We start from the raw sequence: 18,972 nt of genomic DNA, 5'->3' as shown, positions 1-18,972 counted from the left end.
CATGGTAAGTGGTGACTAGCGAATAGAAGCTCGCGCAAAGTGCTAGGCTGGCGGTCCGAATGGGATCACTACTCGCTATTCCCTATTCGCCCACTCACACGTTCAGCAGCAGATATTCCCGCTCCCACGGGCTGATCACCTTCATGAAGGTCTCGAATTCCGCCCGTTTGATCGCCGCATAGGTGCTGGAGAAGATTTCGCCCAGGATGTCGCGGAGCGCCTCGTCCGCTTCGAAAAGGGCCACGGCTTCGAGCAGGCCGCGCGGCAGATCGATCACGTCCGTGTTCACCGCTGTGCCGGCTGGAGCGTCCGGCTCGATCTTTTCCAAGATGCCGACCAGTCCGCAGGCGAGCGAAGCGGCGAGCGCCAGGTAGGGATTGGCATCCGATGAGGGGATGCGGTTCTCGACGCGCCTCGAACTCGGGTCCGAACGCGGCACGCGGAAGGCCGTCGTGCGGTTGTCATATCCCCAGCGCGTGTTGACGGGCGCGGAGCCCCCCTGCGTCAGCCGTCGATAGGAATTCACATAGGGCGCCAGCATGATGAGCGCGTTCGGGATGTGCCGCTGGAGCCCACCGAGGAAATGGCGGAAGACATCCGTCTCATCGCCCCTCTCGTCGGAGAAGACGTTGCGCCCCCCCTTCAGCGTGACCACCGACTGGTGGATATGCATGGCCGATCCGGGCTGATCCTGGATCGGCTTGGCCATGAAGGTCGCATATGTATCGTGCTTGAGGGCGGCTTCCCGGATGGTGCGCTTGAAGAGGAAGACCTGATCGGCAAGCTCGATCGGGTCGCCATGGCGCAGGTTGATCTCGAGCTGCCCTGCGCCCTCCTCGTGGATGAGCGTGTCGATCTCCAACCCCTGCGTTTCGGAGAAATGGTAGATGTCGTCGATCAGCTCGTCGAATTCGTTGACGCCGGCGATGGAATAGCCTTGCCCGCCGCCGATCGGCCGGCCCGAACGCCCGACGGGCGGTGTCAGCGGATAGTCGGGATCCGGGTTCTTGTGTACGAGATAGAACTCGATCTCCGGCGCGACGATGGGCCGAAGGCCGTGCTCTGCATATTTGGCGAGCACCCGCTTCAGCACGTTGCGTGGACTGATTTCGACGTCGCGCCCGTCCTGGTGCACGATATCGCAAATCACCTGTGCTGTGGGGTCCGACTCCCACGGTACGACCGAGAGTGTCGAGAGATCTGGCACCAGCTTCAGGTCGCCGTCGTCTTCGGGATAGGTGAAGCCGTTGCCGCTCTCCGGATACTCTCCCGAGATTGTGGCCATGAAGACGGCCGACGGCAGCGCGAGCGACGTATTCGAAGTGAACTTCTTCGACGGCATCATCTTGCCGCGCGCCACGCCGGCCTGATCGGGCGCGATGCACTCGATATCTTCGATGCCACGCCACTCGAGCCAGGCCGAGGTCTCCTTCCAGCCCTTCACGCCACGCAGATTCTTCAGGAATGCCGGTGTCCGGCGTCCGCCCCTGCTGGTGCGGCTTGCCTTCCTATTTTCTAACATCAATCACCAGAGTAGCCTTGGGTGCCCGAGTATAGCGCCGGCTGAAACCGGAAGGAAAGGGCCGCGGGGCCTCGGCATCGCGGGAAACGTCAACTGTGCCTGCGCGCAGCGGTTAAATGGCGGCGCCCTTGGAGAGTCGATCCACGATAGGCTGCAGCACTTCCGGAGTGATGGGCTTCACCACCACCGCGTCCACGATTCCGTCACGTCGCGCTTCGTTTTGCCGCGAAGCCTCAACGATCAGGACGATGCGGGGAAGTCGGGCCGTGAAAGCGCTGCGCAGCCGTGCGATCTCTTCGATCAGCGGCTCGATCAGGTCCGGTTGTCGCCCCTCGTCGATGATCACCATCATCGGGCGCTTGGCGCGAAGCGCATCGAGCGCCGTTTCCGGCGTGATCGCCATGGCCTTCAGATAGATACGTTCGACCATTCGCGTAATGACGATGCGATTGATGGGCGAAGTGGCAACGACAAACACGCCGTCATAACTTGTGCTGTCGGAAGGGGTAGTGCCGCGGCCTGACCCCCCAAGGCCGTTACGTCCCATGCTCTTCCTCGTCTGGTTTTGGCCGACGGAGCCAAAGTTTCAATGCGTGGTTGCGCTGAGCGGCGGCATACTCGTGATCGACCGGCTTATGTCAACCCGCATATTCGTACGGGTAATTAGACGAAAGAATGAGGGCTTTCGGTGTCATGCCTACCACAAAAGTAAGATGCAAAAATCGGCGCTGCGCGCGCAAAAGCGCTTGATATGGAAAATCAGCCGAGGCTTTCCTGCAATTCGTGACAAGCTGAAAAGCATCGTGTTCACGAGCAAAAAATATCCTGCGCCGCCGCCGGGGCTACACCTTGGGAATCCTCCTCCTGCCGGTGCTGCCGCATTGGGTTTTCTCTCGCGTTTGAAGGCGCGAAAAAAGGGCAGTGATGCGGGACAATTCGCGCTTGTCGCATCTTTAAAACGACAATAGGTTGCCCCGTAGAACCCGGCTCCCGAGGGCGGGAGGCGGGCCGAATGGTCGATGATGGGAGATTTTCATGAACCCCCAGGCTCCTCTGCTTTCCGCCGTTTCCATTGCCGTGGCAATGCTCGCCACCGGTGCGCCGGCACAGGAGCGTACGGTCAATGTCTACAACTGGTCCGACTATATCGACGAGTCCATCCTGGAGGAGTTTACGGCCGAGACCGGCATCAGGGTCGTCTACGATGTTTTCGATTCCAACGAGATCGTGGAAACCAAGCTGCTTGCCGGCGGCACGGGCTATGATGTCGTCGTCCCCTCCGGCGAGTTCCTCGCTCGCCAGATCCAGGCCGGCGTCTTCCAGAAGCTCGACAAGTCCAAGCTGCCGAACCTCGAGAACATGTGGGACTTCGTCTCCAAGCGGACGGCGACCTATGACCCGGGCAATGAATACTCGGTGAACTATATGTGGGGCACCACCGGGATAGGCTACAACAAGGCCAAGGTGAGGGAGGCGCTGGGCACCGACACGATCGATTCGTGGGATGCAATCTTCAAGCCCGAGATCGCATCCAAACTCGCCGGCTGCGGTATTCACGTGCTCGACGCTTCATCCGAGATCATGCATGCGGCGCTGAACTATCTCGGGCTCGACCCGAACAGCGACAGGCCGGAGGACCTCCAGAAGGTCGAAGATCTGCTGCTGGCCGTGCGGCCCTATATCCGCAAGTTCCATTCCTCCGAATACATCAATGCCCTTGCCAATGGCGACATCTGTGTGGCCGTGGGATATTCGGGCGACGTGTTCCAGGCGCGCGACCGCGCCGCCGAAGCGGATCAGGGCGTCGAGATCGCCTATTCGATCCCCAAGGAAGGTGCGCAGATGTGGTTCGACCAGATGGCTATCCCCGCGGATGCGCCGCATGTTGAGGAGGCGCACGAGTTCATCAACTATATGATGCGCCCGGAGGTCATCGCGAAGGCATCGAATTACGTCTTCTATGCCAACGGCAACGAGGCGTCCCAGGAACTGCTTGATCCGGAGATCATCGATGATCCTGCCGTCTATCCCAACGAGGAAACGCTGCAGAAACTGTTCACGGCCCGGCCCTATGATGCACGTGCACAGCGTCTCATCACCCGTCTTTGGACGAGGGTCGTCACCGGCCAGTAGCGGCGGCAAAGGCCCGGTGCCTGGCCGGGCTCTTTCGGCTTGGGATGGGCCAGGACGGAGCAGGCGATGGTTTCGCTGGGCAGCATACGCAGAAGCTTTGCGCCGTGGGAGAATCCCGATGCAAAGCCCTATATCCGTTTCGAGAACGTAACCAAGCGCTTCGGTGATTTCGTCGCCGTCGACGACCTGTCGCTCAGCATTTACGAGCGGGAGTTCTTTGCGCTCCTCGGCGCTTCCGGCTGCGGCAAGACCACGCTTCTGCGCATGCTGGCCGGTTTCGAGCACCCGACATCCGGGCGCGTCCTGCTCGAGGGCCGCGACCTGCGCGGAGTGCCGCCTTATCGCCGGCCGGTCAACATGATGTTTCAGTCCTATGCGCTCTTTCCGCATATGAGCGTGGAGGCGAACATCGCTTTCGGTCTCAGGCAGGACGGCATGCCGAAGGCTGAGATCGCCGAGCGCGTGGCGCAGATGCTGAAGCTCGTGAAGCTCGAGCAGTTTGCCAGGCGAAAACCGCAGCAGCTTTCCGGCGGTCAGCGTCAGCGTGTGGCGCTCGCCCGCTCTCTGGCAAAGCGGCCGAAGGTGCTGCTCCTTGATGAGCCTCTCGGCGCGCTGGACAAGAAGCTTCGCGAGGAGACCCAGTTCGAGTTGATGGACCTGCAGCACGATCTCGGTCTTACCTTCCTGGTCGTCACCCACGACCAGGAGGAGGCGATGACCATGGCCGACCGCATCGCCATCATGGACAAGGGCCATGTGCTTCAGGTGGCCACGCCGGCCGAGATCTACGAGGCCCCGGTTTCCCGATTCGTCGCGGGTTTTGTCGGCTCCGTCAACATGTTCGAGGGTGTGCTGGCGAAGGAGGATGCCGGCATGGCCGAAATCCGCGACAGGGGCGGAGCGGAGTTCCGGGTGGCCGGCACATCGGGCGCCGCGCCGGGTGATGCCGTGTGGCTCGCCGTCCGTCCGGAGAAGATGCATGTCTCGCGCGAGCGTCCGACCGAGGCGCAGAACGCGCTCGACGGCGAGATTTGGGACATTGCCTATCTGGGGGATATGACCGTCTACAACGTGAAGCTGGACGATGGCCGCATCGTGAGGGCGAGCATCATCAACAGTTCGCGCAGGCTGGAGGATGTCCTGACCTGGCACGACCGGGCCTGGATCTCCTTCCGCGCCGATGCCGGCGTTGTGCTGGCGAATTGACGATGCGAAGGCTTGCTCCCTCTTTAGGCAGCCGCATCGTCGTTGCCGTGCCCTATCTGTGGCTGCTCGTTTTTTTCCTTGTCCCCTTCTTCATCGTTCTAAAGATCTCTCTGTCGGAAGCGGCGATCGCCATGCCGCCCTATCTGCCGGTGTTCGGCTGGGAGGACGGCATTGCCGGTTTCCTGGAGAAACTTGGCGGCTTCTCGCTGGGTAACTATCTCTGGCTGTTCAGCGATTCACTTTATCTGAACGCCTATCTTTCAAGCCTGCGGATCGCGGCGGTCTCGACTCTTCTCACCCTGCTGGTCGGCTATCCGATCGCCTATGGCATGGCTCGCGCGCCTCTCTCCGTACGGCCGATCCTCCTGATGCTGGTCATTCTGCCCTTCTGGACGAGCTTCCTCATCCGTGTCTATGCATGGATCGGCATCCTGAAGCCCGAGGGCCTGCTCAACCAGTTTCTGATGTTCCTCGGGTTGATCGATCAGCCGCTGATCATCATCAACACGACGACCGCCGTTTATATAGGCATCGTCTATTCCTATCTGCCCTTCATGGTGCTGCCCCTTTACGCGACGCTCGAGAAGATGGACTACTCGCTCATCGAGGCGGCGGAGGACCTCGGCTGTACGCCGCTTTCCGCCTTCTGGAAGATCACCTTTCCGCTCTCGCTTCCAGGCGTGGTGGCCGGCTCGATGCTGGTTTTCATCCCCGCGGTGGGGGAATTCGTGATCCCGGACCTGCTCGGCGGTTCGCGGACATTGATGATCGGCAAAACACTCTGGAACGAGTTCTTCGCCAATCGCGACTGGCCGGTGGCCTCGGCGGTGGCAATCCTCCTGCTTCTCATCCTCGTGCTGCCGATCGTCTATTTCCAGCGCTCCCAGGCTCGGGCGCAGGAAAGGACGCGCTGAGATGGCTGGCACGTGGGGACGGTTCAACATTACGGCCCTGGTTCTGGGATTCGCTTTTCTCTACCTGCCGATCATCCTGCTCGTGATCTATTCCTTCAACGAGTCGCAGTTGGTCACGGTTTGGGCCGGCTTCTCGACGCGGTGGTATGCCGCTCTTCTCACCAATCGCGGTCTCATGGACGCCGCCTGGGTGACGGCGCGGGTCGCCTTCATCTCCGCGACGGTGGCGACTGTACTGGGCACGATGGCCGCGGTGACGCTGACCCGCTACACCCGCTTCCGCGGCCGGCTTCTGTTTTCCGGCATGGTGTTTGCGCCACTGGTGATGCCGGAGGTGATCACCGGACTGTCGCTTCTGCTGCTGTTCGTGGCGATCGGCCTCGACCGCGGTTTTCTGACGGTCACGATTGCACACATCACCTTTTCGATGTGCTTCGTCGCGGTGGTGGTGCAATCGCGGCTGATGTCCTTCGACCGGTCGCTGGAGGAAGCCGCGATGGACCTCGGCGCGACACCGGCGCGGGCGTTCTTCCAGGTCACGCTCCCCATCATCATGCCCGCCGTCATTTCCGGTTGGATGCTGGCCTTTACCCTCTCGCTGGACGATCTCGTGATCGCGAGCTTCACCTCCGGCCCGGGTGCGACCACGCTGCCCATGAAGATCTACAGCCAAGTGCGGCTGGGGGTGACGCCGGAAATCAATGCCGTCTGCACCATCCTGATCGGCATCGTGACCATCGGGGTGATCACCGCCTCTATCGTGAACAAGCGGCGGGATCTGCGGCGGCGGCGTGAGGAGCAGGCTGCGGGCGCTGCATGAAGCGCCATCCTGCCGTCTTCTTACTGTTCGGCGGGTTTCGGCAAGAACGAGGCGATGAAAGGTGCGTTCCAGGACCCCCCCACGAAGAACGGGATCGGCGATTTGAAGCGCGGGTCTGCGCCTTCCGAAGCGGAAAGCGTGCCATAGAGCGCCAGCCCCCGCCCGGCCAGGGGAACGAACCCGTCCAGCCCGACCGTGTAGGGTCCCGAATGCGCCTCCAGCGCATCGAGTTGCACCACGCCTTTGGCTGCGACGGCCTTCAACTGAATATCGTCGATCGGGAGCGACCCTTCACCAAGCGCGGAGACCGGGAAGAAATCGCCCTCCGCGCTGTGTTCCACGAAGCCGTCGATGCTCAGGCCCGGCACGCTGCCTTTTCCGATCGTTGCGGAAAGGCTTCCGTCCGCCGATTGCAGGACCGCGTCCATATCTTTTCCTTTGCCTTTCAGCATCAGCGAAAAGCTGCCCTTCGCCTGCGGCATCAGCGTCCTGTAGTCGAAGGAGTCGGCAAGCTCCCCAAGCGCGATGTCCTCACCGATCATGCTGATCTCGACGGCGTCGTCCGCACCGGTGCGGTCGCGCCGCAGCCCCAACTGGAGCATGCCGCCGAAGGCCGTGGCATCCGAGATATCGAAACTGGACAAGCCCGCACGCATCATGGCCGCGGCCGCGACGTCCGTCAGCACCACCTTGTCATAGGTGGCCGAAGCCGCGGAAAAGCGCAGGTCGAAGTCGAACTCGCTGTCGGCCTTGGGCGCATTCTGCCCGCCGGAGGTCGTCGGAAGCGGACTGAAGGTGTTGACCAACGCGCGCAGGTTGAGTGTGTCGAAAGCAAGGGTGCCGGCGATCATAGGACGGCCTCCTTCGAAGTTCACGTCGAGGAGGCCCTGGCCGGTGCTCGTATCGAATTTGAGCGTCGCATCTTCGAATTTCAGGCGGTTCCTGTCGCCGACGAGTCTGGCCGTAATGGCAAGAGGGCCGATGCGGTTCGCAATCGGGGAGCGTGAATGGGTCCATTCCGCAAGCCGGCTGAGGGACGGGGCGGAAAGCTCGACATGCCCGTCGAGGAAACCGTTACCCGAAAGGCTTGCTACGCCTTCGAAGGAGAGGCTGGCGGGAGCCGCCTCAAGAGCGAAGGTCAGCGCTGCGCTCCCGCCTCCGAAGAGGAACAGCGGTTCGGCGACGGATGCCTGGATGGAGGCGCTTTCCCCGCGCCAGATGCCAGTGGCCGCGAGCGAAGCCTGCCGGTTCAGCGCCGGCCAGTCGAGCGTTCCCGAAAGGCTGGTCACGATGTCGGTCTGGCTCGCCTCGTCCCCTGCCACGATGCGGCCTTCCACGAATTCCACCTTGCCGAACGGGTCACTCGGAAGGAAGGTGCTGTCCGGGTTTCTGGGTTCCGCCGCGACGGCATGCTTGGCCACTTCGACGGAACGCGGGACCTTGCCCCAGTCCTGTGGTGCGATGGGCTGTAGCCTGCCGGCTTCCTGGCGCATGCGCAACACAGGGCGGATGAGCCGCATCCTGGTGAAGACGATGTCCCCCCTGAGGGCGGCGAGCGCGGAAAGATCCACCTCGATGCGCTCGGCATCGAGCACCGCCTGGGCATCGGCGCCGCCGGAATCGAGCAGGGTCACGTCGTTGAGCACCGCCTGCAGCGGCCAGACGCGGATCTCCGGCGAGTCGTCGAGCCGCACGTGATAGCCGCTCCATGCGCTCATCTGATAGGCGATGCTGTCGCGTACGATCTGTGTGGAGGCGACCAGAGGCAGCACGGCGACGACCAAAGCGACCAGCACCACGATGGCGGTGATGGCCCAGATGCCTCTTTTCGCCAGCGATACCGGCATATATCCTCGCCCGCGAACCCGAACCATGAATGGCGGGTTTAAACCATGCGCCTTCTATTTCAAGTCTTTGTAGCACACTCCGCGGAGTTGCGCTTCTTGCCCGTTCCGCGGCGTCCGTGCATAAGCGGGGAGATTGATCGGGAGCAACGACATGCATCAAGCCGCGCCACTGTGGAGACCGTCTGCTGAACAGATCGAAAGCGCACCGATGACGGCCTTCATGAAAGAGGCGGCGCATCTTTCCGGCCGGCCGATCGAGGACTTCTGGGCATTGCACGGATGGTCGGTCGAAAACCGCGAGGCGTTTTGGACGCTGGTCTGGGATTTTGGCGAGGTGATCGGCGAGCGCGGCGACCGGATCCTGGTTGATGGGGATAAGATGCCCGGTGCCTCCTTCTTCCCCGATGCCAGGCTGAATTTCGCCGAAAACCTGCTGCGGAAATCGGGCCCGCACGATGCGATCGTTTTTCGTGGCGAGGACAAGGTGGAGCGGCGGCTCTCCTGGGACGAGCTGAAGGCACTTGTCTCGCGCCTGCAGCAGGTCTTCAAGGCCGAAGGAGTGAAGCCGGGGGACCGCATCGCGGCCATGATGCCGAACATGCCGGAAACCGTGGCGGCCATGCTGGCGGCAGCCTCGTTGGGGGCGATCTGGTCCTCCTGTTCTCCGGATTTCGGCGTGCGCGGCGTGCTTGACCGCTTCGGCCAGATAGAGCCGGTGCTCTTCATCGCGCCCGACGGCTATTGGTACGGGGGCAAGGCGTTCGACGTCGGGCAGAAGACGGGCGAGATTCTTGGCCAGATGCCGAGCGTCAGGAAGGCGCTCATCGTTGATTATTTGGGCAAGGCGCGCGAAGTGGCGGCCGGCGTCGATCGCGCCGTTGCGCTCGAGGATGCAATTGCGCCCCTGGAGGCCGCGCCGCTCGTATATGAACCGCTGCCCTTCTCACACCCGCTCTACATCCTGTTTTCCTCTGGCACGACCGGCATTCCCAAATGTATCGTGCATTCCGCCGGCGGCACGCTTTTGCAGCACCTGAAGGAGCACCGCCTGCATGCAGGGCTTCGGGAGGGAGACCGGCTGTTCTATTTCACCACCTGCGGATGGATGATGTGGAACTGGCTGGTCTCGGGCCTCTCCTCGGGTGCCACCCTGCTGCTCTATGACGGCTCGCCCTTCTACCCGGACGGCAATGTGCTGTTTGATTTCGCGGCTGCGGAGCGCATGACCTATTTCGGCACTTCGGCAAAATTCATCGATGCGGTGCGCAAGGCGGGGCTGGAGCCCAGGAAGACGCATGATCTTTCGAGCGTGCGGGTGATCTCTTCCACCGGCTCGCCGCTGGCGCCGGAATGCTTCGAATTCGTCTATCGCTCGATCAAGGAGGATGTGCATCTGGCCTCGATCTCCGGCGGCACCGACATCGTCTCCTGCTTCGTGCTGGGAGTGCCGCTCCTGCCCGTGTGGATCGGCGAGATCCAGGGGCCGGGTCTCGGCATGGCGGTCGAGGTGTGGGACGACGAGGGTCGCCCGCTCAAAAGCGGGAAAGGCGAACTCGTCTGCACCAGGGCGTTCCCGTCGATGCCGATCGGGTTCTGGAACGATCCGTCGGGCGAGAAATACCGTTCCGCCTATTTCGACCGCTTCGACAATATCTGGTGTCATGGCGATTTTGCCGAGTGGACGGCACATGGGGGGATCGTCATCCACGGTCGTTCCGATGCGACGCTCAACCCCGGCGGCGTACGCATCGGTACGGCGGAGATCTATAACCAGGTGGAGCAGTTGCCGGAGGTGCTGGAGGCGATCTGCATCGGCCAGGACTGGGACGGTGATGTGCGCGTGGTGCTCTTCGTGCGCCTGGCGGAGGACGTGGAACTGGACGAGGCGCTGCAGAAGAGAATCCGCGACAGGATCAGGACCGGCGCGAGCCCTCGGCATGTGCCGGCGAAAATCGTCGCGGTAAAGGACATTCCGCGCACGAAATCCGGCAAGATCACCGAGCTTGCCGTGCGCGACGTGGTCCATGGCCGCGAGGTGAAGAACAAGGAAGCGCTGGCCAATCCGGAGGCGCTGGAGCTTTACCGCGACCTCTCGGACCTGAAGAGCTGAGGCGCGAGGGTTAACGGGATCTTTCGCCGGAATTTACCGCGTCTTCGTAACGCATCATGTGGTTACGGATTTATTCTTGCCGGTAAGGTCCTGTTGAGGATTGGCTCCCGATAGTCGCCGCCAGCCTGACGGACTGCTTTTGCGGCCGGAGGGAGAACTCGCCAACGCCCATACAGCACAGCAATTCCAGGCGCCCGGTGGGCGCCTTTTCTTTGATCGTCTGCGGCAGTGCAACCCTGCCGGATGCTCAGGCATCGCGGTCGCGCATCAGCGTTCCTGAAAGCAGGATGACCGGGACGATGGAGGTGACGATGATGACGAGCGCGGCCATTGCGCCGTCCTCCACCACGCCGCGCGAGGCATTCTCGTACACAAACGTGGCCAGCGTGTTGAAGCCGAAGGGGCGCAGGAGGATGGTTGCCGAAAGCTCCTTCACCGTGTCCACGAAGACCAGGATGCCGGCCGTGAGGATCGCCGGCTTCGTCAACGGCAGGAGGACCCTCGCAGCACTCGAGGCGGCGGAACGGCCAAGGCTCCGGGCCGCTTCGTCGAGATGAGGCGGCAGCTTTTCGAGTCCCGCCTGCACCGCGCCTTCGGCGAGGGCGAGAAAGCGGATGGAGCAGGCAAGAACGACGGCCGCGGCCGAGCCGGTGAAGATGAGGCCGGTCGAAACGCCGGCATAGTCACGCGCCAGCGCATCAACGAAATTGTCGAAGCGGGCAAGTGAGATGAGGAGCCCGAGCGCGAGAATCGTGCCTGGCAGTCCGTAGCCGACGGTGGCGATGCGCACGAGCAGCGCCATCCTGCGCGTGCGGACAAGCCGGGCCGCATAGAGGAGCACCAGCGCCATGCTCACGGTGAGAATGGCTGTCGCGAGCGCGGTGAACAGGCTGGTGAGGAACGATTCGGCAAGCTTGGGGTCGGCGATCTGGTCGAGCCTGTTCAGCGCATAACGGCCGAAGACGAGAAGCGGGATGCCGAAGCCGAAGATGATGGGGAGAAGACCGAGACCTGCCGCGCCTGCGGCGCGCCAGCCGGAAAGCTGAAGACGTGGCGGCCGGGCCTTCATCTGCGTGGCTCTGGGCGCGTGGAAGCGCTGTTTGCGCCGAGCGACACGTTCTGCGGCAAGAAGGGTCAGCACCAGGAACAGCATCACCAGCGCGATTTGTGCTGCGCCCTCCAGGCTGCCGCGGTTGAGCCAGGTGGAAAAGACAGAGAGCGTGAGCGTGCGCACGCCCAGATGCTGCACCGCGCCGATATCGTTCACGGTTTCCATCAGCACCAGCGCAATGCCCGCGGCAATGGCGGGCCGCGCCACGGGCAAAAGGACACGCCAGAAGACACGCGCCGGTGCGGCTCCAAGCGTCCGCGCCACGTCGGCGATGTTGCGCCCCTGCATGATGAAGACCACGCGCGCGGTGAGATACACATAGGGAAAGGTGACGGATGTCATCACCAGCGCCGCGCCGCCCGTCGAGCGGATCTCGGGAAACCAGTATTCACCACGCGTCTGAAAGCCGAAAACCGCACGGATCGCGCTCTGCAGCGGCCCGACATAGTCGAAGAACTCGGCGAAGGCGTAGGCCGCGAGATAGGGCGGAACCGCGAGCGGCAGGACGAGCGCCCAGGCGAGCATAGGGCGCAAGGGAAAATCATAGGCGACGACGAGCCATGCGCTCCCGACGCCGACAAAGCCCGTACCAAGCGCCACGAGGAAGAGCAGCACGGCTGTGGTGACGGAGGCCTGCGGTAGAACGTACCGCATGAGATGCGGCCAGTCCGCGCCCGAACTGGAAAGAGCGACCGCGACGATTGTGGCGATCGGCAGCAGGACGACCGTCGCGGTTAGGAGCGCAACGGCAAGGGCCGCCGGATGACGCGGTCGGCGCGTTCCGCGGGTCAGGACTTCCGGCGGCGGAACCGGTTCGCGGAGAGTGAAGCTGCTCATTTGCCGAAAGGAGGAAAGCCGGACCGGCATTGCACCGACCCGGCTTTCGAGGTGGTTATGTCAAAACGGATCAGCTCGCCGGACCGTCGTCGAGGCCCACGCGGTCCACCATTTCCGAGGCTGCCTTCCGGTATTCGGCGATCTCGGAAAGCGGCAGGGAATCCGGCTTGATCTCGCCGAAGGACTGCACGACCTCGGAGACCGGGACGCCCGGCATCACCGGATATTCGTTGTTCTGCTCCGCATAGATGGCCTGCGCCTCGTGGCCGGAGAGGAATTCCATAAGCTTCAGCGCATTCTCCTTGTTCGGCGCATGTTTGGCGAGGGCCATGCCCGAGATGTTCACATGCGTGCCGCGCTCATCGGCATTGGGGAACAGGACCTTGACGGCGTTCGCCCACTCCTTCTGCTCCGGCTCCTTGTCGTTGGTCATCATGAGGCCGACATAATAGGTGTTGCCGATGCCGATATCGCACTCGCCAGCATAGATGGCCTGGGCCTGGTCGCGATCGCCGCCGTCGGGCTTGCGTGCCAGATTGGCCTTCACGCCCTTCAGCCACTCTTCCGCCTTCTCCTCGCCGTGATGGGCGATCATGGAAGCGATCAGCGCGATATTGTACATGTGCTGGCCACTGCGCATGCAGATCTTGCCTTTCCACTTGGGATCGGCAAGCTCCTCATAGGTGATCTCGTCCTGCTGGACACGCTCCTTCGAGGCATAGACGACGCGGCCGCGTGTGGTGAGCCCGAACCAATGGCCCTCGGGATCGCGGAATTCCGCCGGAATATTGGCGTTGATGGTCTCGTCCTCGACGGGCTGGGTGACACCCTTGTCCTTCACGTTCACGAGCCGTCCGATATCCACGGTCAGAACGACGTCGGCGGGCGAGTTCTGGCCTTCGGCGGCCATGCGGTCCTCAAGCCCCTGGTTCAGGAACAGCACTTCCGTTGCGATCCCCGTCTCCTCGGTGAAGGCGTCGAGCAGAGGCTGGATCAACCCGGGCTCACGATAGGAATAGATATTCACCACGCCGTCGGCCTGCGCGACAGGAGCAAGAAAGGAGGCGCTGGCAGCAAGGGCAAGGGCAGTCAGGCTCGTCTTCAATCTCGGGGCATTGTCGAACATCGGTTTTCTCCACGTCACCGGGAGGCAAGGTCCCAGGGAGGTTCATCGGCGGGTCGTGGCTCGACCCCGCCTGTCTCTATTGGTGGAAAACAGCCGCGAGCGTCAAGAGATAACCTTTACAAATCAGCAGTTTAGAATAATTCTAAACTGCTGAAGTCAACTTTACCGCCGCCGCTATGCCTATTCGGCAAGCACGCGCGTCGGAGGGAACGTGATCTCCACCAGCGTTCCCTCGCCGGGGGTGGATGCGATGGAGAACTGGGCCCGATTGGCTTCCACCATGGCGCGCGTCAACGGCAGGCCGAGCCCCGTCCCGTCGCCGCGTTTGCGCCGCAAGGCATTGATTTGCCGGAACGGTTTCAGCGCTTCATCGAGTTCGGCGGAACTCATGCCGACGCCCGTATCGCGCACGCGCAGGATCACGGAGCCGTCCTGCTCATAGGCGGTGGAAACGATGACCTGGCCTCCGGCGGGCGTATAGCGCACGGCGTTGGACAGGAGATTGATCGCGATTTGCCGCACGCTCCTGAGATCCGCCACCACGTCCGGCAGGCGGGAGGCGAGGGAAGAGCGGATGATGACGCGTTCGCTGTTTGCCTGCGGCTGCATCATGGCGACGACCTGGGCGAGCGTGTCGTTGAGGGAGACGGCCTCGTATTGCATCTCCTGCTGGCCGGCCTCGATCTTCGAGATGTCGAGAAGGTCGTTGACGAGGTCGAGCACGTGATTGCCCGAACGATTGATGTCGCGCAGATAGTCACGGTAGCGCTCGTTGCCGATGGGGCCGAATTTCTCGTCGATCATCAGCTCGGAAAAACCGATGATGGCGTTCAGCGGTGTGCGGATCTCGTGGCTGACGCGTGCCAGGAACTCGCTTTTCTGGGAGGAAGCCCGTTCCGCCTGGGCCCGCGCCTGGGTGAGTTCCTCTTCGGCGCGTTTCCAGTGTGTGATGTCGCGCAGAACGGCGCAGTAGCCGCTGCCGTTGGGAAGGCGCCCGATAGTGATGAACAGCGGAATGAAGCGGCCCTGCGCTTCTCGCCCGATCACCTGGCGGCCATCATTGAGCACGCTGGCGACCCCATTGTCCAACAGGGCGGTAAGGTAGTCCTGCACCGTGCGCTGGCTTTCGATGGCGAAGAGCGAAGTGAACGGTTTTCCGGTGACATGCTCGGCATCGAAACCGAAGAGCGCTTCTGCCGGCCGGTTGATGGAGCGGATCGTGCCGTCATTGCCGATGACGGCAATGCCGTCCGTCGCCGTGTCGACGATGGCACGCATTTCCGAAAGCCGCCCTTCGAGTTCGGCTGCTTTCGCGGCTTCCTCCGGCGTCGGCTCGCCGGGTGCAGCCGGACGCAATGCCAGCATCAGCGCCTTGCCTCTCTCCCAGTGGATCGACTGAAGATGCGCTTCGACCGCCACTTCCGCCCCTTCGGCGGTCCGCAAACGCATCCGCTCCTTCGGCGCCTCGCTCGAGACCGCTGATTCCTCGAACAGCGCGCCGATACCGCCGGCAGTCTCCAGCGCAGCGAGGTCCGTATAGCCTGTCAGTCTCAGGAATTCCCGGTTGGCATAGTGAAGCCGGTCGCCGGAATGGACCAGAACGGGAAGCGGCAGATTGGCCAGAACCGCGATCTCCGCATCCGACGCCGCTCGTTCCGCGGCGGCATGGTAGAAGGCGGAGGGGAGATAGGCTACGCGCGAAGGAATTTCCGACTGGCCGCCGGTGTCCGGGAGGAGTTCCTCCGGGGCTGCTTCCTCCTCTACCTGCTGCACAGGGGAGGTCGGCGCTTCCTCGTCGTTCTCGGGCGTGAGTGCCTTCGGCACGGGCGCTTCTGCCGCCGGCTGAGCGGGTCCGGCGTCCGCTTCCGTCGGAGGGGTCGTTTCACGTCTCTCCTCGGGGGCGGTCTCCGCCTGGGCTTCCACGTCACTCAAGCCCTGAGGCGTTGTCGCTGTCTGATCGTCTTGGGTCTCGGGGGCCTCCGCAGAAGGATTGGGCTGCTCCGCCTCCGGCGCCGCCGCTGCTTCGTCGATCTTGCTCACGTCGTCCGCAACAGCTTCCTCGCTCGCCTCCTTCCGCTCGGGCTCTTCGCCGCCGACCTCCGCCAGTGAGGGCGTATCGCCGGCAAAGGCGGCCGCAACCGGCGTTTCGTTTTCGGGAGGGGGCGCATCGGGCTGCCGGTTCGCTGGCGGCAGCTCATCGGCCATCCGGCCGGATCTCTTCTCACCGGTGCCTGCAGGCTGCACATCTTTCGTCTGCCGCAATCTCTCGCCGATCTCGCGGAACGCGATACGCTCGCTTGCCGACAAGGTCCCGTTCCACCCGCCTTCGCGATGCTCCGCGAGCCGGATGACCTTGTCGCCTGAATGGACTTTCGGGCTGGAAATGCTGATAGCCGGCCTTTCCCCGAGGAAGGGGTCGGCCTCCGGCTCGGGCTCTGCCGTCCGGGCGTCTTCGGACGGAGCGGAGCTCTCTTCGGCTACTTCTCCGTTTTCGGGAGCAGGTTTCATCGCGGTCTCCGTCGAGGGCTGCGACGGCGCGAGCACAGTACCGATGGCTTCCGCGTCCACCTCGGCTTCGCCAAGACGGGCGATGCCGAAGCCGCGGAAGCCTTCGAAGACGCGCCCGCGACCATAGATGGGCAAGGCGGCGAGATCGACGGGCACCTTCAAATCGGTGCCTTCGAGCGGCCACATCACCGTCCGCCCGGACCAGGTGTCGCGGCGCTCGAGAAGGCGCGCGACGGAGCCGTCCGTATCGAGGCCGAAGGCATTGGAGACTTCGCGGAAAGTACGTCCGATCACATCGGCTGCGTTTTTTCCCATGGCTTCCGCGAACTCATCGGAAAGTGCCGAAAAGCGGCCCTCCGCGTCCGTGCGCCAGGAGAACCGGACGGTGCGAGGTGCGGGCACTTCACCCGATGGTCGGGATTGCGTTTCGACCGCATTCGGCGCGCTGCCAGATTCGGATGGCGATGTGTCCGAAGGTGCACTGCCGCCGATGTCGTCCTCTTTCACCTCGCCCGGCTCCGGTGCGGAGCCCTCTTGCAAAGACGCTTCTTCCGGCGCAGCGGTGCCGTCGTCCACCACCACGAGAAGGTGGCGTGCCGGTTCGTCGGTAAGACGGGCGATCCCGGCAGGGATCTTCTTCCTGGCGGTGATGCGTGTCTTGACGAGCCGTGTGTTCTCCCGGCTCACGTCCTGCACGAGCGCCTGAAGCGTCTCGCGGTCGATGCCGAGTTCGTCAAAGCCGGCAGAGGCAGCCGCGACGGTGCCGTCCGCCTCCAGAAGCGCCGCGAAGTGGCCGGGTTCGTCGAAGCCTGCGATCGCCCGTTCCGCCTGCTCCTGCTGTTCCGCCGCTGGCGCCGGGAGAGCGAGGAGCAACGCCTCTTCGCCACGCGGCAGCGTGATGGTGTTCGCTTGCAGCATCACCATCCTGCTTTTGAGGCCGTTCGCCACCCTGAGTGCGATGGTGCGGTCGCGGCCGACATGCGGAAATCCGGGCGCCGCCGCGATCTGCCGCAGCGCCGTCGGGGGAAGGCGCGGCCTTTCACCGATCGCCGCCTCGATATCGGCAAAACCGAGCCAGATCGCTCCAGCCCCGTTGGCCCACAGGATTTCGTCGAGTGCGGGCGAGAGCACCGCGAGTGCATCACCCAAGGCGAAGCGCTCGCGCACCTCGTCGAGGACTACCATATCGAGAAATGAATAGGACGTGGACGCCATTCAGCCCAACCAATACCGTGCGCGGAATCCGGGTTAACCACTCGTTAATAAGAGCACGATCGACCGCCGTCCACAAACCTTGTGTTCTCGATGCACCGCGAATTGCTGCGTTGGTTAACCAAATCGGCTGTCCTCGCGTCAGCCGGAGCGCCGCAATGTGATGAGAGCATGCCTCGGTGATCCAAAAGCCGCAGATCTCCGGATCGATTATGTTGCATCGCAATAAATTTATTGCAATGCACAAAAACCATGCTATATTGAACGAAAGATGACCGCAAGCACCCTAGGCAAGGGCGCTGCAGCAAGAGGATCCGAGACATGAGCAAGACCACGAACAAAGCGACGGAAAGTGTCGAATTCCCCACTTTCGATCCTTCGGCGGCGACAGAGCAACTGCGTAGCTTTGCCGAGAAGAGCGCCGAGCAGGGCAAGGAAACCTACGAGCGGATGAGGACGGGCGCCGAGGATGCGCGCAAGGCGTTCGAGGCCTCCCTGGAGACGGTTAAGACCGTCGGCGACGAGTTCGTGCTCAAGTCGATCGCAGCCCTGCGCGCCGGCACCGAGGCCAACCTTTCCCAGGTGGAGGCTCTCGTAGGCGCCAAGAGTTTCTCCGACGTGGTCGAACTGCAGAGCTCTTTCCTGCGCAAGCAGATGGAATTCGCCATGGATCAGACGCGCGAGTTCCAGGCTCTCTCCCAGAAGGCGGCCACCGAGCTTTCCAAGCCGGTGAAGGACGCTTTCGAGAAGGCGGCCAAGCAGGCTGCCTGAGGCGGAGCGCCGCACCGCAAGCAGCGAGAACGGGCTTCAATGTCCGCCACTCATTGACCGACAGGATCGGCTCCTCCTCCCGCCGATCCTCTTGAAAGACCGGGTTCCTCCCCCCGGTCTTTTCTTTTTTTCGATGTACGCGCACTAGGTGGCGTATCGCTCTTGAAAATGGCGGGATTTGCCCGTAAGGACGCGGAGCAAGACGTCAGCGTCCGTGCGGTTGTAGCTCAGTTGGTTAGAGCGCAGGATTGTGGCTCCTGAGGTCGGTGGTTCGAATCCACCCAACCGTACCAGATACTTCCTGTACGGCACGGAGACATTTGTCACCGCGACGTTCTGGATGCCGAAGAGGGCTCCTTCTCGCGCTCCCACGGCCAACCGGCGAAGAAAACCCGGCCGGTGGACCTTCAGCGCCTAGCGGAGCTCGCCATGAAATCGAAGACCAGAACACCGTCTTCGGCGAGATAGGGTCCGACGAAATCCTTGAACTTCTGGTGTTCGGGATCAAAGAATTCCGGGTCGGATACGACCGGCGTGCCCACATAGTAGTTGCGGTCGCCTTCGGAACGGAAGGTGACGAGGAAGGCCCCCTCGAAGCCGCCGTCCACACCCTCCCCGCTCGACTGCGGTCCCGTTTCGATCGACGCGATATAGGGTTTGCCGTCGCGCACAGCCTCCTTGGCCAGCACCATGAAGCGGCGCTGGATTTCGCTACGCTGCGCTTCCGTCGTTCCATCTTTATAGCGGAACAGGACGATGTGGCGGACGGTCCCGGGCTTGAAATCGGGGTTGGTGAAGGTTTCGGTTCCTACTGCCGCGAGTTCGGATTTGAGAGCCTGTTGTGCTGACATGGCG

Annotated in this window: 14 protein-coding genes and 1 tRNA gene; 8 read left to right on the top strand and 7 right to left on the bottom strand. The window is 62.6% G+C overall.

Going from position 1 to position 18,972, the window contains the following annotated elements; translation table 11 throughout:
- Positions 1 to 94: 94 nt before the first annotated feature.
- Positions 95 to 1,522: a glutamine synthetase family protein gene (locus PVE73_RS22595; protein ID WP_277364404.1), complete on the bottom strand. Its 1,428-nt coding sequence runs from the start codon at positions 1,520 to 1,522 to the stop codon at positions 95 to 97.
- A gap of 112 nt (positions 1,523 to 1,634) precedes the next feature.
- Positions 1,635 to 2,069, bottom strand: coding sequence for a response regulator (locus tag PVE73_RS22590; protein WP_277364403.1), 435 nt, complete (start codon positions 2,067 to 2,069; stop codon positions 1,635 to 1,637).
- Between the two features lie 166 nt (positions 2,070 to 2,235).
- Here PVE73_RS22590 and PVE73_RS22585 point away from each other — a divergent pair, with 166 nt between their 5' ends.
- The 5 genes from PVE73_RS22585 to PVE73_RS22565 all read left to right on the top strand — a co-directional run bounded on the left by PVE73_RS22585 (position 2,236) and on the right by PVE73_RS22565 (position 6,595).
- Positions 2,236 to 2,490 (top strand): hypothetical protein, encoded by a 255-nt coding sequence (locus PVE73_RS22585; protein ID WP_277364402.1) that lies wholly within the window; start codon positions 2,236 to 2,238, stop codon positions 2,488 to 2,490.
- Between the two features lie 67 nt (positions 2,491 to 2,557).
- Positions 2,558 to 3,655 carry a polyamine ABC transporter substrate-binding protein gene (locus tag PVE73_RS22580; protein WP_277364401.1) on the top strand — a complete coding sequence of 366 codons (1,098 nt, stop codon included), beginning with the start codon at positions 2,558 to 2,560 and terminating at the stop codon, positions 3,653 to 3,655.
- A 66-nt stretch (positions 3,656 to 3,721) separates the two neighbouring features.
- Positions 3,722 to 4,861, top strand: a complete 1,140-nt coding sequence (locus tag PVE73_RS22575; protein WP_277364400.1) for an ABC transporter ATP-binding protein — start codon at positions 3,722 to 3,724, stop codon at positions 4,859 to 4,861.
- A gap of 2 nt (positions 4,862 to 4,863) precedes the next feature.
- The gene (locus PVE73_RS22570; protein WP_277364399.1) at positions 4,864 to 5,775 is read left to right on the top strand and encodes an ABC transporter permease subunit; all 912 of its coding nucleotides are present in this window, start codon (positions 4,864 to 4,866) and stop codon (positions 5,773 to 5,775) included.
- 1 nt (position 5,776) lies between these two features.
- On the top strand, positions 5,777 to 6,595 hold the full coding sequence (locus PVE73_RS22565) for an ABC transporter permease subunit (protein WP_277364398.1): 819 nt from the start codon (positions 5,777 to 5,779) through the stop codon (positions 6,593 to 6,595).
- 20 nt (positions 6,596 to 6,615) lie between these two features.
- Here the strand turns inward: PVE73_RS22565 and PVE73_RS22560 are convergent, their stop codons facing one another.
- The gene (locus tag PVE73_RS22560) at positions 6,616 to 8,442 is read right to left on the bottom strand and encodes an AsmA-like C-terminal region-containing protein (RefSeq protein ID WP_277364397.1); all 1,827 of its coding nucleotides are present in this window, start codon (positions 8,440 to 8,442) and stop codon (positions 6,616 to 6,618) included.
- A gap of 151 nt (positions 8,443 to 8,593) precedes the next feature.
- Between PVE73_RS22560 and PVE73_RS22555 the strand changes: the two genes are divergently transcribed.
- Positions 8,594 to 10,552: an acetoacetate--CoA ligase gene (locus tag PVE73_RS22555; protein ID WP_277364396.1), complete on the top strand. Its 1,959-nt coding sequence runs from the start codon at positions 8,594 to 8,596 to the stop codon at positions 10,550 to 10,552.
- A gap of 247 nt (positions 10,553 to 10,799) precedes the next feature.
- On the opposite strand, the gene PVE73_RS22550 is transcribed toward PVE73_RS22555, so the two are convergent.
- The 3 genes from PVE73_RS22550 to PVE73_RS22540 form a co-directional block, all read right to left on the bottom strand.
- Positions 10,800 to 12,500: an iron ABC transporter permease gene (locus PVE73_RS22550; protein WP_277364395.1), complete on the bottom strand. Its 1,701-nt coding sequence runs from the start codon at positions 12,498 to 12,500 to the stop codon at positions 10,800 to 10,802.
- A gap of 70 nt (positions 12,501 to 12,570) precedes the next feature.
- On the bottom strand, positions 12,571 to 13,626 hold the full coding sequence (locus PVE73_RS22545) for a Fe(3+) ABC transporter substrate-binding protein (RefSeq protein WP_277364394.1): 1,056 nt from the start codon (positions 13,624 to 13,626) through the stop codon (positions 12,571 to 12,573).
- A 180-nt stretch (positions 13,627 to 13,806) separates the two neighbouring features.
- Complete coding sequence (locus PVE73_RS22540; protein WP_277364393.1) at positions 13,807 to 17,349, bottom strand: PAS domain S-box protein; 3,543 nt, start codon at positions 17,347 to 17,349, stop codon at positions 13,807 to 13,809.
- Positions 17,350 to 17,667: 318 nt separating this feature from the next.
- Here PVE73_RS22540 and PVE73_RS22535 point away from each other — a divergent pair, with 318 nt between their 5' ends.
- Both PVE73_RS22535 and PVE73_RS22530 read left to right on the top strand, forming a co-directional pair.
- Positions 17,668 to 18,117: a phasin gene (locus tag PVE73_RS22535; RefSeq protein ID WP_277364392.1), complete on the top strand. Its 450-nt coding sequence runs from the start codon at positions 17,668 to 17,670 to the stop codon at positions 18,115 to 18,117.
- Between the two features lie 216 nt (positions 18,118 to 18,333).
- A tRNA-His gene (locus tag PVE73_RS22530) sits at positions 18,334 to 18,410 on the top strand.
- A 114-nt stretch (positions 18,411 to 18,524) separates the two neighbouring features.
- Here the strand turns inward: PVE73_RS22530 and PVE73_RS22525 are convergent.
- Entirely contained in the window at positions 18,525 to 18,968 is a 444-nt protein-coding gene (locus tag PVE73_RS22525; RefSeq protein ID WP_277364391.1) for a Dabb family protein, read from the bottom strand.
- Positions 18,969 to 18,972 lie beyond the last annotated feature (4 nt).

This window comes from Chelativorans sp. AA-79 (genome assembly GCF_029457495.1).
Classification (GTDB): Bacteria; Pseudomonadota; Alphaproteobacteria; order Rhizobiales; family Rhizobiaceae; genus Chelativorans.
This window is presented reverse-complemented; position numbering and strand designations above follow the sequence as displayed.

Bases quoted from the DNA above. Each gene is read 5' to 3' on its own strand.
- PVE73_RS22545 (WP_277364394.1), bottom strand. From the start codon at position 13,626: ATGTTCGACAATGCCCCGAGATTGAAGACGAGCCTGACTGCCCTTGCC.
- PVE73_RS22560 (WP_277364397.1), bottom strand. From the start codon at position 8,442: ATGCCGGTATCGCTGGCGAAAAGAGGCATCTGGGCCATCACCGCCATC.
- PVE73_RS22575 (WP_277364400.1), top strand. From the start codon at position 3,722: ATGGTTTCGCTGGGCAGCATACGCAGAAGCTTTGCGCCGTGGGAGAAT.
- PVE73_RS22550 (WP_277364395.1), bottom strand. From the start codon at position 12,500: ATGAGCAGCTTCACTCTCCGCGAACCGGTTCCGCCGCCGGAAGTCCTG.
- PVE73_RS22565 (WP_277364398.1), top strand. From the start codon at position 5,777: ATGGCTGGCACGTGGGGACGGTTCAACATTACGGCCCTGGTTCTGGGA.
- PVE73_RS22585 (WP_277364402.1), top strand. From the start codon at position 2,236: ATGCAAAAATCGGCGCTGCGCGCGCAAAAGCGCTTGATATGGAAAATC.
- PVE73_RS22525 (WP_277364391.1), bottom strand. From the start codon at position 18,968: ATGTCAGCACAACAGGCTCTCAAATCCGAACTCGCGGCAGTAGGAACC.
- PVE73_RS22595 (WP_277364404.1), bottom strand. From the start codon at position 1,522: ATGTTAGAAAATAGGAAGGCAAGCCGCACCAGCAGGGGCGGACGCCGG.
- PVE73_RS22580 (WP_277364401.1), top strand. From the start codon at position 2,558: ATGAACCCCCAGGCTCCTCTGCTTTCCGCCGTTTCCATTGCCGTGGCA.
- PVE73_RS22555 (WP_277364396.1), top strand. From the start codon at position 8,594: ATGCATCAAGCCGCGCCACTGTGGAGACCGTCTGCTGAACAGATCGAA.
- PVE73_RS22535 (WP_277364392.1), top strand. From the start codon at position 17,668: ATGAGCAAGACCACGAACAAAGCGACGGAAAGTGTCGAATTCCCCACT.
- PVE73_RS22590 (WP_277364403.1), bottom strand. From the start codon at position 2,069: ATGGGACGTAACGGCCTTGGGGGGTCAGGCCGCGGCACTACCCCTTCC.
- PVE73_RS22570 (WP_277364399.1), top strand. From the start codon at position 4,864: ATGCGAAGGCTTGCTCCCTCTTTAGGCAGCCGCATCGTCGTTGCCGTG.
- PVE73_RS22540 (WP_277364393.1), bottom strand. From the start codon at position 17,349: ATGGCGTCCACGTCCTATTCATTTCTCGATATGGTAGTCCTCGACGAG.